12 protein-coding genes are annotated in these 12,942 nt (G+C 29.1%); 2 read left to right on the top strand and 10 right to left on the bottom strand.

All coding sequences use genetic code 11. The features are described 5' to 3' along the window. Positions 1–6 precede the first annotated feature (6 nt). The 10 genes from H8R92_RS08465 to H8R92_RS08510 all read right to left on the bottom strand — a co-directional run bounded on the left by H8R92_RS08465 (position 7) and on the right by H8R92_RS08510 (position 11,370). Positions 7–873, bottom strand: a complete 867-nt coding sequence (locus H8R92_RS08465) for a carbohydrate ABC transporter permease (RefSeq protein ID WP_186835203.1) — start codon at positions 871–873, stop codon at positions 7–9. Further along, positions 867–1,910, bottom strand: coding sequence for an ABC transporter ATP-binding protein (locus H8R92_RS08470; RefSeq protein ID WP_186835204.1), 1,044 nt, complete (start codon positions 1,908–1,910; stop codon positions 867–869). Before H8R92_RS08470 ends, H8R92_RS08465 begins: the two co-directional genes overlap by 7 nt. A 112-nt stretch (positions 1,911–2,022) precedes the next feature. Next, positions 2,023–3,627 (bottom strand): putative polysaccharide biosynthesis protein, encoded by a 1,605-nt coding sequence (locus H8R92_RS08475; protein WP_186835205.1) that lies wholly within the window; start codon positions 3,625–3,627, stop codon positions 2,023–2,025. Between the two features lie 12 nt (positions 3,628–3,639). Next, positions 3,640–4,617 (bottom strand): RluA family pseudouridine synthase, encoded by a 978-nt coding sequence (locus H8R92_RS08480; protein ID WP_022211202.1) that lies wholly within the window; start codon positions 4,615–4,617, stop codon positions 3,640–3,642. A gap of 65 nt (positions 4,618–4,682) precedes the next feature. Further along, positions 4,683–5,867: a M20 metallopeptidase family protein gene (locus H8R92_RS08485; protein WP_186835206.1), complete on the bottom strand. Its 1,185-nt coding sequence runs from the start codon at positions 5,865–5,867 to the stop codon at positions 4,683–4,685. 18 nt (positions 5,868–5,885) lie between these two features. Next, positions 5,886–7,952, bottom strand: a complete 2,067-nt coding sequence (locus H8R92_RS08490) for a cell division protein FtsA (RefSeq protein WP_186835207.1) — start codon at positions 7,950–7,952, stop codon at positions 5,886–5,888. Between the two features lie 104 nt (positions 7,953–8,056). Further along, positions 8,057–8,446, bottom strand: coding sequence for a hypothetical protein (locus tag H8R92_RS08495; RefSeq protein ID WP_022211199.1), 390 nt, complete (start codon positions 8,444–8,446; stop codon positions 8,057–8,059). Between the two features lie 54 nt (positions 8,447–8,500). After that, positions 8,501–10,492, bottom strand: a complete 1,992-nt coding sequence (locus tag H8R92_RS08500; RefSeq protein WP_186835208.1) for an ATP-dependent helicase — start codon at positions 10,490–10,492, stop codon at positions 8,501–8,503. Between the two features lie 173 nt (positions 10,493–10,665). Further along, positions 10,666–10,890, bottom strand: coding sequence for a hypothetical protein (locus H8R92_RS08505; protein ID WP_022211197.1), 225 nt, complete (start codon positions 10,888–10,890; stop codon positions 10,666–10,668). A 162-nt stretch (positions 10,891–11,052) separates the two neighbouring features. Further along, entirely contained in the window at positions 11,053–11,370 is a 318-nt protein-coding gene (locus tag H8R92_RS08510) for a hypothetical protein (protein WP_022211196.1), read from the bottom strand. Positions 11,371–11,545: 175 nt separating this feature from the next. Between H8R92_RS08510 and perR the strand changes: the two genes are divergently transcribed. Together perR and H8R92_RS08520 are read left to right on the top strand one after the other, a co-directional pair. Continuing rightward, entirely contained in the window at positions 11,546–11,953 is a 408-nt protein-coding gene (gene perR / locus H8R92_RS08515; RefSeq protein WP_186835209.1) for a transcriptional regulator PerR, read from the top strand. Between the two features lie 234 nt (positions 11,954–12,187). Beyond that, positions 12,188–12,928, top strand: a complete 741-nt coding sequence (locus H8R92_RS08520) for a hypothetical protein (RefSeq protein WP_186835210.1) — start codon at positions 12,188–12,190, stop codon at positions 12,926–12,928. Positions 12,929–12,942: the final 14 nt, after the last annotated feature.

Here is a 12,942-nt window from a genome sequence, read left to right on the forward strand (position 1 = left end):
TCACCTCTAGTAATGAATTTTATTTCTTTGAGCATATTTCTGTATTCCTGTCACCAAAAGAATAATTACAAGTAATACTACTGCTGCTGCATAAGCAAGTGGAAAGTCTTGATCGCCATAAAATCTGTCAATAATATATCTAACTACTGTGGATACTGATCCATCTAAAGTTCTTCCTCCAAATAATACGTACACTTCTGTGTATACCTTAAAGGCTGCAATAAGACTTATCATATATGTATAAGCTATCATAGGTGAAACTAGCTTTATGGTAATTTGAGTAAATATTGTCCTACTTGATGCCTGATCTATTTTGGCAGCTTGATAATACTGAGGATTAATAGAAGCTATGCCTGTAGTCAAAATAAGTGTATTGAAAGCTAGGCTTTTCCATACTGCAAAAATAATTAATGCCAACATTCCATATTTAGAATCATTAAGCCAATTAATACCTTTGAAACCTATAACTTTAAGAACATAATTAATAACACCATATTCACTATTAAAAAGCCATGACCATACTATGCCTATGGCAACTAAAGATGTTACATATGGTAAAAAATATATACTCTGAAACATACTTTGTAACTTTTTATTTTTTAAATGTACTAAAGCATTTGCTAAAAGCAAAGAAATACTTACTGATAAAAATGGAACTATGGCTGCATATATCAGTGTATTTACCAGGGATTGTCTAAATCTCTTATCACTAAAAAGATATTTATATGATCCTATACCAAATTTAAATCCGCTGGCTTTTGTTTCATCAAAGCTAAATATTACAGTATTTATTATGGGATAGAATACAAAAACTAAAAGCACTATTAATGCTGGAAGTAGATATAAATAACCTTTATATTTTTTCTTTAACATTTTTTAATAAATTCCTCCGTTTTTTCATCAAATATATAACATTTTCCTTCTTTAGGTCTTATATATATTCCTTTACCTTCTTCAATATGAAAAGTATTTTCAACTAAAACCTTGAATATCCTATTATTATGACTTAATGTAAGAAGCTTTTCCCTCCCTAATATTTCTACAGTATCCACTTTAGCACCAATTCCTGCATTTGCTATTTCCACATCTTCAGCACGGAAGCCTAAAATAACATTTTTCTTTTCTTTTGTAATATTCTTTATGGTATAATTATCAATTACTCCTATGCCATCTTTAACTTTTAAATTTACAAAATTCATCTCTGGACTTCCTATAAAAGATGCTACAAATTTATTGATAGGATTTAAATACATATCAGTAGGTGTTGATACCTGCTCAATAGCTCCATCCTTCATAAGCACTATCTGATCTGAAATACTCATGGCTTCTTCTTGATCATGAGTAACAAATATGGCAGTAACTCCTGTTTCCTTTTGTATTCTTCTTATTTCCTGTCTTGTTTCTACTCTTAGCTTAGTATCCAAATTAGATAATGGTTCATCTAACAAAAGAATATCTGGTCTTTTAGCCAAAGCTCTTGCTATAGCCACTCTCTGTTGTTGCCCTCCTGAAAGCTGCGATGGTTTCCTGGCTAAAAGTCCATCTATCTTTACAGTTTTGGCAACTTCCACTATCCTTTTTGCCGCTTCCTCCTTGTTCCACTTTAAATTCTTTAATGGAAATCCTATATTTTCCCTTATAGTCATATGAGGGTATAAGGCATAATTTTGAAATACCAAACCGATTCCTAACTCTTCTGGCTCCAAGCCAGTTACATCTCTATCACCAAATATTATTTTACCTGAATAAGGTTTGTGTATTCCGCATATAGTGAAAAGCGTAGTTGATTTACCAGAGCCTGATGGACCTAGTAAAGAAATTAGCTTTCCCTTTGGAATTTCCAACGTCACCTCATTTATAGCTGTAAAATCTCCAAATTTCACCACTAAATTTTGTAATTTTATTCCCACTCTTCTTCACCTCATCTTTATCTTTACCATAATGTTATAATGTTTATTTTTTATGCTTTATATACAAAAAAAAGATAACTCAATATAAATTAAGTTATCTTTAAAATAATAATTACATCATTTTTCTTAAAAATCTTGGCATAATTCTATATATCTTGGGAGAAATTAAATCTAAATCTGTTTTTCTTATTCCTCCAATTAAAATCATTATTATTAAATATACCATTCCGCCAATTGCTACCATAACTAATGTTGCTATACTAATCATAAGTCTTCCGCCTTCAAAAATATTAATTAATCTATCTATAGGCATCCTTATACCTACAATAGCCAGCCCCATAGCCAAAGAAGCAATAATTGATGTTATTGACAGCTTAATAATTGGAACTCTTACTCTAAATATCATTCTTAAGTTCCTATGATTTATAATAGCTGGAACAAGATACGATACTAAACTGGCAATTACAGCTCCAAAAATATTAACCTCTGGAATAGCTACAAGTATAAAATCTAATATCAGTTTCAATACTACACCAATAAATGCTGTAGATAAAACAAGATATAATTTATTTACACCTTGTAAAATAGTATTTTGTATAGTAGTTATAGACATAAATACCAGCACTATTGAACCATACATAAGAAGCTCATATCCTTCATTTAATCCAAAAAGCATAAGGAATACCTCTTTACTTAAAACTGATAATCCTACTAATGATGGTATAGTAATCATAAAAGTTATTCTATAAGAATAACTTATATTACTTCTAAGCTCCTTACGATTTTTACAAGTATAAGCTGAAATAACCTTAGGAAATATAGCTGTACTAAGTGCCGTTACCAATGCTAATGGTACATATAATAAAGTATTAAAATATGAAAGATAAGCATACGTAACTTCCAAACTTGCTTTAGGTATCCCTGAAGTTGCAAGCCTTCTTTTCACTATCATGGCATCCACAAGCGGACTTGAATTTTGTAATGCTGCCACTAATGTAATGGGTAATGCGTACATTAATATCTTTCTTACTATCTTCTTTTCACTATGTCTCTTTTCACTAGTATTGCTAGAATATGCTTCTTCTTCGTAGTCTCTCTTTTGATAAATATAAATTATATATATAATTGCAACTACTGCTCCTAAAGTAGTACCTACAGTCCCTCCTGCAATACCCATTTCTTCATTAATTTTTATTAATATACCTGCAAAAACAAGACTTAAAACAACATTTATTATCTGCTCAACTATTTGTGATATTCCGATAGTCTCCATATCCTCAATTCCTTGCATATACCCTCTATAAACAGATAATATACATGAAAACAAAATTGTAGGAGAAAGGAACATTATGGCAAGTATAGACTTATCCCATGTGCTAGCTAAAGCTATAGGCCTTGCCAGTATCAATAAAATAATTGTTCCAAATAGCCCTATAATAGTCATATATTTCCTAGATATTTTCATTGCCCTTAAGGCATCAATAGAATTTCCAACAGCTCTATATTCTGCCACAACCTTAGTTATAGCAGGCTGAGCCCCTAATGATGTTACGGCTAATATAAATGTGAACATTGTATAACTTATAGAGTAAGAAGCATATGCATCTGAACCTATTACAGCTGTCAGCAATGGTACATATGCCGCTGATAATATCTTAATGAATATCCCCGCAAAAGATAGTATCATAAAGCTCCTACCTAATGATTTCTTCTCCATAATTATCCCCTTTTATAATGTGAATTTAAATACATCTCTCTTTACTTTCTTAAACATTGGAGGAAGTGCTTCTGCTATTGTCTTATTCTTTAAATATGCAAGCTTTCCTTCTCCACCTTTAATAATAAGCTTGTAAGCATAAAGGAATTGATAATTTAGCCCAAATTTATTGTCAAAGAATGAATTTATATTTCTATCACCATATTTAGTATCACCAACAATCGGATGTCCTAAGTGACTTAAGTGAGTTCTTATTTGATGACTTCTTCCTGTAATTAAGTCTATTTCTAAGAATGAGAATGCTCCATTACTTTGAATAGTCTTAACTTCCATGGCAATTTTCTTTGTATTTGGCATTTCTTTATCATATACTTTTGATATATTTTCATTTTCATTTTTAGAAATATATCCTGTGTACATTCCATCTTTTATTCTTCCTGTTACTAATGCATTATAATACTTCTTAACCTGTCCTTCTCTAATCATTTCATTCATTTCTCTTAAGGCTTCGAAGTTTTTACCGAAAATAACAGCACCAGAAGTATTTCTATCTAATCTATTACATGGTGCTGGTGTAAAAGTAAGTTCCTTTTCTGGAAGATAATCACCTTTATCATTTAAGTATGATAATACATAATCAGTTAAAGATGGTTCTGCTCCTTTTTGGTCTGGATGAACTAAAACACCTGGCCACTTTTCAACAACTAGTATATTGTCATCTTCAAAAGTAATCTTCATAGAACCTGAATTTACTTTTATAAAGTTTACTTCTTTGCTTGTATTAGTTTCTTTCTTAGATTGTAAGTATCTTACTTCTATTTCATCACCTAATTCTAAAGCATAATTTTCTTTTTTCTTTGTTCCATTAACTCTGATATCACCTTTTCTTAAAGCTTTGAATATAGCACTTAATGGTACATCTTTAAAGTATTTTCTCAAAAATTTATCTAATCTCTGACCAGCTTCATTTGTTCCTATTTCTATTTTCACTTAAATCATCTCCTGTTTTCCGTACTCTTTTTTTCTTTTCCCCATTGTATTAGATTAATATTATTTTAGCAACTTGTCAAATAATCAACGATAAATTCACAACCAATGGCTATTCCTATTGGCAATGATTCTTCATCAATATCAAATAAACTGCTATGGGCTGGATGTATAATTCCTTTTTCAATATTTCTACATCCTAAGAAATAGAAAACCGAAGGAACTTCATTGGCAAAGTATGCAAAACTTTCAACTCCCATCTTAGGATTCTTTTGTTCTAATACATTTTCTATGCCAATTACCTTTGCAGCATTTTCTCTAAGCATTTCAACAAGGTTAGCATTATTTATCAGACAAGGATAAGACTCTTCTATTTCAATTTGGCATTCTGTTCTTAATGTTCTAGCAATACCTTCAGCAATTTCCTTCACTCTTTTCACAGAATGTTCTCTATCCTCTTTAGTGATGGTTCTGATTATACCGCCAATTTCAACTTCATCAGGTATTATATTGCTAGCTGTACCACCATGAATGGAACCTACTGTAACCACCGCTAAATTACTTGGATTTATTTCTCTACTAACAATAGTTTGCAAGGCCATAATAATTTGACTACTTGCCACTACTGGGTCAACAGCTGCTGCTGGATAAGCACCATGAGCTCCTTTTCCCTTAACCACTATCCTAAATGGATTGGATGCTGCATTGACAGTATCTCTTTTTACCATTATTGTTCCTGTATCAATAGTTTCCTCCATATGCAGACCATACACCATATCCACATCTGGATTTTTTAATATTCCTTCCTCAATCATCACTTTTGCTCCACCAGTAGTTTCTTCTGCTGGCTCAAAGATAAGTTTTACAGTTCCTCCAAAAATATCTCTATTCCTATTTATAAGCTTTGCTACCCCTAATAATATAGAAGTATGTCCATCATGTCCACATCCATGCATCCTGCCTTTTATCTTTGACGCATAACTACACTTTTTCTTATCCTCTAGCGGTAAAGCATCAATATCTGCCCTGACAGCAATAACCTTCCCATTATCAGCTTGTTTACCTTTTATCAATGCACATACTCCTGTTTTTGCATATTCTTCATAAACAATTCCCTCTTTAGTTAAAAACTCCTTAATAAGCCTAGAAGTGTTAAACTCCTCATATCCTATTTCAGGATTTTCATGCAATGTCCTTCTAATAGCTATAATTTCATCTTTAATGCTCTCTGCTTCATTTTTAAATCTACTCATACCCCTTTAGCCCCTTTTTTACTTTTCCCAATAAATATTAATAACATCTCCATCTTTAACCATATCTGTATATGATGCTACTTCTCCATTCAGCTTAAGAACTATATTTCCCTTTAGCTCTGATAAATCAAAGTTTATGTAGCTGAATATTTGTACAAACATCATGGAAGACATGTCATTAATTTTAACTTCTTCATCATTAACTATTACCTTCATGGCATATATAGCTTCATCCTCTAATTCTTCACTGAATTCATTTGTCATATTATCTTTGTCACAATTTGTATTTTTTTCATCTTGCTCAATAATTAGTGATTCATTTATATTATTACAATGATTTTCTTCACTGTATCTACAATCTTCAAAGACCAATTTATCACCATTATTTATTATATATTCATCATTGCCTTTTACTTCATTGATAAAAACATCACTTGTAGTATTTATTATATACTTTTTCACATCTCCAATATTTTTTGGATATATTATTTCAATGATGTCCTGGTCAGATATATATGTGTCAAGTGAAACTTTATTATCATTTACTATAGCAATTGGTTTTATAACGGTACTAATGTTATTAATAAAAATTTCTTTTTCTTCATAATTAGTTAATAATTCTGTAACTGTAGCTGCTGCATTTTGTCCATTTTTTGCATAAATTATATTTACTTCATCACCATCATTAATTGTAGAATCAATAGATGCCTCTTGACCATTTACTTTAATAATAGCATTCTCTCCTTTGTTTCCAAAGGTTATCTTTTTAACTCCATTTAAAGTATATCTTAAATTTTTACCTCTTTTTGCCATAAGCATGGCAGGATCTATATCAGCATGTACTAATACATCTTTTACAGTATGAGCATGAGAATTAAATAAACTTATTGGAATATGATTAAGATATACATTAACAAAATCATTGCCTTCATTTTTCAAACCTACAAGGGCTATACCGATTACAGTAACACCTGCTGAGCCATAAGCATTTTCTGCTATACATGATTCTATTGAATCTCTATCCTTTATTGCTATTCTATCTTTAGGTATATTGGAATTTTTCGCTATTTCCTCAAGAATCCCTGGTGTATGCGCTCCTCCTCCTACAACAAAAATAGCACTGGGAGGTTTATTTCCATTAAGCTCTTTAATTTTTTCCCCAATGGTCTCCCCTACTTCTGCAACTATAGGACTAATAACTTCTTTAAGCTTTTCAGAACTTCTAGAACATTCAAATCCTAATATATCTATAAATTTTATTTCTTCCTCTGTATTTATTTGCCTTTTTATAATTTCTGCAGTGTTAAAATCTACTAAACATTCTTTTGCTATAACCTCTGTTACTTCATCACCTGCTATAGGAACCATTCCATATGCTACTATACTTTGATCAGCACTTATAGCTATATCTGATGTTCCTGCTCCAATGTCCACCAAAGCAATATTTAATAATCTTAACTTTTGTGGAACTACTGCTTCAATGGCTGCAATAGGCTCTAGCGTCAGGCTGCTTACTCTCAAACCACACTTATCCATAACTGAATATAGAGAATCAACTACTGATTTTGGTAAGAAAGTTGCTATTATTTCTACAGATATATTTTCACCTTTATGTCCTAAAAGATTTGAAATTATATAACCATTTAAATAATAGTTAACTACAGAATAGCCAACACAATATAGCTCTCCAACCACTTCTTTTGCTATACTTTCTTCTGCTTCCTTTATAGCTTTAAGCTCTAAAGTCTTTATCCATTCACTATTTATGGACTCATCTTTATTTAAATCTAGCTCTGCCTTACTATTAACAGTTTTTAGGAACCTTCCTGCAGCTGCAATATTAACTTTTTCAAGCTTTACATTTAGTTCATTTTCTAAATTTTGTATCACTGACTTAACAGTTTTTGTAACTAGAGAAATATCATGTATTTGACCATCAAGCATTGCCCTCTCATGGTGCTCAATGTAACATTCTTTAATAACATCAATCTTTGTTCCCTTTACAATCCCTGCTGATCCAATTACGGATCTTGTACCAATGTCCAAGGAAAATTTTATGTCTTCAACACTAAATTCTTTTTTCATTAGTTTTTACCTCATTAACATTATAAATAGGCATTATATAATGCTATATAAGCCTATTTAAATTATATTATATATATTGACTATATTCAATGTTTTACAGCCTATTAGTGACTTTCTCTGAGTTCCTTTTCTAGTTCATAAAGCCTGAATTTTTCTGACTGTGTAAACTCTACACTGCTACTTCTCTTTTCAATAAGTTTACAATACTCATTAAACTTTTCTTCCCCTAACTTGTTACGAATCATATTTAAATAACATTCTCGTAAATAATCTTTTTCTTCCTGATTCAGTATTTCATAATTTAATAATTTTTCTTTATAACCTTCCAGCACTTTTTTATCTTCATCATGAACATATGCATCATTTTCTTTTAAAAGCATTTCTATACGTTCTATCTCTTCTGGAGATAAAATCAAAGCATTTGCTTCAAAAGTTAAAAAATTAATAAATAATATTATTGCCATTATACATAAAACTGTATTTTTACTTTTCATAAAGCTTCCTCCAACATCTATATGACAATATTATTATGCACTATGTTTAAAAAATTAATTTACTAATATAATTAAATTATTTTCCATCAGTACTTTTAAAGAAAAGCTTCTGCAAATGTCTTTGAATTTAATGGTAATTTTATCTTTGTCTATCTCTATTACACTACCTTCACCATAAGTCCTATGATAAAGCATATTACCTACTTCTATTCCATAATCAACCTTTTCAGATTCTTCTTCAAGATGAGACTCGGCAATAAATCTAGAAGCCTCTCTAAATTTTCCTCTCATTGTTTTAGGTGAAAATACATACAAATTATTTATTGCTCTAGTAATACCCACATAAAACAACCTTCTTTCCTCTTCTATATTTTCTTCCATAGATGATTTATGAGGTATTACCTCTTCATTGCAATTAATAATATAGACATTATTAAACTCCATTCCTTTTACTCCATGAATGGTACTTAAAATCACACCATCTTCAACAACTTTGCTACTTTCAATCTGTTCTTCCACATTATTAACGTGTACCAAGAATTCAGTAATAGTTTTAAAACCTTCAGCTGCCCCTTTAAACTCTTCTAATACATCTTCTAAATCATCAAGACTTTGACCATATTTATTAGCGTATTCCCTTAAATAATCAATATAACCCATGGTAGATATTATGTATTGTATGGCACTACCTAAAGACATTTTATTTAAATATAATATTTCTTTTCTTAAGTCATCAATCTTTTTGCACTGGAACGGCGGCATATCCTTTTTATTAATTAATATATCAAAAGGTGATTTATCTTCTTTATAATTATTAATATATGATAAATTTTCTTTACTCATATATCTAAAAGGCTTGTTTATTATCCATGCAAAGGCATTCTTATCATATTGGTCAATAGATAATTTCAAATAGTTAATTAAATCCCTACAAATAAAATGATTAAAAAAATTATATCCTTTATCTAATAACACAAATGGAATCTTTCTTTTTGTAAGCACATCTATCATACTTCTAGATTCCATATTGGTTCTGTATAAAATAGCATTATCCCCATATGTGCCTTGATAATTTTCTTTTATGTATTTAGCAATTTCTTCACCTTGCATATATTCATTATATGGAGTACTATAATGAACAATTCCACAATTATTGCAATAAGATATTATTTCCTTATCATTTCTATTTTCATTTTTATCAATTAATCGCTTTGATACCTCCACAATATTATTCTTACTTCTATAATTAGTAAGAAGCTTAACCTTTACTCCACCTTTAAAAGTGTCATGAAAATTAACCATATATTCTGGCTTAGATCCCCTAAATGAATAAATACATTGATCTTCATCACCTACAGCAAAAAGTTCATTATCTTTATTCATAAGCATTAAAAAACTCACTTGTATATTATCGCAATCCTGAAATTCATCTACTAGTACATACTTAAACACCCTTCGGTACTTTTCTAAAATATTCTTCTTTTCTGTAAATAACTTTAATACTTTCACCGATAAATCATCAAAATCCCATAAACACTCTCTTTCTTTGTTACTTTCATAAACCTTTAAACATTCTAAAAATATATCCTTGCTCACAGTAGATTTAAATTCATCAACAGTACATAAAGAAGTCTTAAACATAGAAATATTATTCATCACTTCTCTAACTTTATCATCATTAACATCATCAAAATACCTAGACAATACATTCTTTATAATGGCATGCCCCTTTCCTCCATCCATTATTTTTATATCATAACCCTCTCTCAGTAATATCTTATAAAACAATCCATGAAAAGTACCAAAAAAAGGTGCTCTTTCTTTTTTAAATATATTTTTATATCTATTTCTCATATTATCAGCAGCTGCTCTTGTAAATGTTATCACTATTATATTACCTTCATTTATCTTCAAATCCTCAATAAGATGATTTACTCTATTAATTATTACTGTTGTCTTACCTGAACCAGGAGAAGCTACAACTAAAACATTTTTTTCTTTTATATATACTGCATTTCTTTGATTAATATCTAAATTTACTTTCATTTTTCCCCCTATGATTCAAAACATCTTTTTTACATATCTACTATGTTATCATAATTATTGCCCTTATTTTATAAAAATAACTACATTAATAATAATTTCTAGATGTTTGTATAGTAATTATTAAATTAATCCTAAAATAAAAAAACATCTTAAAAAATTAAGATGTCTTTTTATTAATAATCCTTTAATGCCCCAACTAATTGATAGATATCTTCTTCTATATCATCATTAGAATAATTAAATTTCTTATCAATATTATCTTTTATATTAATACTTTCGCTATCTAAATACTCTTTAAATGGACATATCTCATAACCTTTAGGATCAGGATACATTGGACATTCATTATAACAATTTACTCTCACTTTGCCTGTTGACCAAAATGGGCACTTACTCATAAACCTCTCCCCTTGCAAATAAAGATTATATTTTATCTAATTATACAGTTATTATACATCATAACTGTAAAAAAATAAATACTTTTACTTTATTTACCTGTACATTTATGAATATGTCCTTTATACTCACCTTTTTCTTGACTTAAACTATTAATACTTATATTATTTATTTTTAATTACAGTAATATTAATAATTTCATTTTGAAAAGCTTTTAATAAAGCTTTTTCCAGTACTTTTTCTCTATCAAAATTTTCTATATCTCTGCATTCAGCAAAAACTTTATTAATATCACCATTTGCATTTCTATAAGTAAGCGTAACATATGGCTTATCAAAAGTAACATCTACTATTTTTAGCCCCCAAGAAATTTGTGCAAAATCACCATCTATTTTCAGTCTAGTAAGCTCATTTAATTTTTCTGTTTCTTCATTTGGATCTGTTACAATAATTAATTCATCTCCAACTTTATACTTAGACATATCCTCATCCCCTTACCTTTTTATATTAATTTAACATATTTTAAATATTTTTTCAACAATTTTGTAAAAATTTATAAATTTTTTCTTTATATTCTATATTAATTAATATTTATTATTGACAAATAATTATACAGTTTCATATAATAATTACATAGAATTAAAGGCGGTGCTATTTATGGAGAACATATCTTTAATATTTAAAGAAAAAAAATTAAAACTTACGCCTCAAAGATTAGCTGTATATCAATATTTAAAATCTACAAATGAGCATCCTTCTGCTGAAATTATTTATAATGCTCTTCAAGCAACTTATCCTACTATGAGTCTTGCAACTGTATATAAGTCTCTTAAAACTCTTGTAGAAGTAAACTTAGTACAGGAACTTAATGTAGGAGAAGGCAATTTTAGATATGATGCTAACTGTTTTGAGCATTGTCATATTCAATGTGTAAAATGTGGTAAAGTTGAAGACTTAATGAATCTTCCTCTTCCAAATCTAAATTCTATAGTTGAAGAAAATTCAGACTATAAAGTTAATTGGAATAAAGTATTCTTTTATGGACTATGTAAAGAATGCCAGTAGGTTAAACTTACTGGCTTTTTTGTATTATCTCACCCTTAAAATCATATATATTATAGAGGTGATATAATGACAAAATTTATTATCATAAAGAAGAAAACCATCATTGCTATTATGCTCAGTATTTTAGCAATTTCCATCTTGTTTTTCTGCATAAATTATACTAAAAATATTTCCGCTTTTTTTACTCTTTCAAAACCTAATCATATTTATTATTACGACTTGGATGGAGATGGTATGAAAGATGAACTAACTATATCTGAGATTAACAACTATTATGAAATCAAAATTGAAACTTCAAATAAAGATTACATTCTTAATTGTTCAAATATAAATTTTTTAACCATCTGCCCATATTATGATTTAAAAGTAAATATTCTAGATTTATCTCGGGATAATATTCCTGAAATAATTCTTTCAAATTATTATAACAATACATCTCAATACTGCATCTTTAAATGGAATGGTACTAGCTTTGAAAACATATTCTGCTGCAATAATAATATACTTGGAGTAATAGATTCAAAGAATTCCAAAACGCCAATCCTCTTAAAAAGCAATTTTTTAAATAACAACGATTTCTCATCATATTTCCTTGATAATGACACAGTTAAGGAAGTCACCATCAATACTGGTAATATATTCTCACTAGATGAAGTAGGAAAATTTATTGATTTAATTGAATACCCTTACGAACCAGAAGAACTACCTGATATATTTACTCCTAACATATCCAGTGATGAACTTAAAATTTTTTGGAACTTAAATAAGGATAATTATGAATATAAATTCCAAAGTGCTTATTTTTGTGATAATGATTGGAATAACTTAGGTAATCCTAGCTCTATTTTATGGACCTTATCTTTTCAAAAAATAAGTCGTAATGATATAACCAAACATTCTAAAGAAGTACTTATTCACCTTACTGTTAATATAGATTATTTAAATCATTATAAGATTTCATCAATTTCAACATAAAATAAAAGGCCGCT

This window comes from Clostridium lentum (assembly GCF_014287815.1).
GTDB lineage: Bacteria > Bacillota > Clostridia > Clostridiales > Clostridiaceae > Clostridium > Clostridium lentum.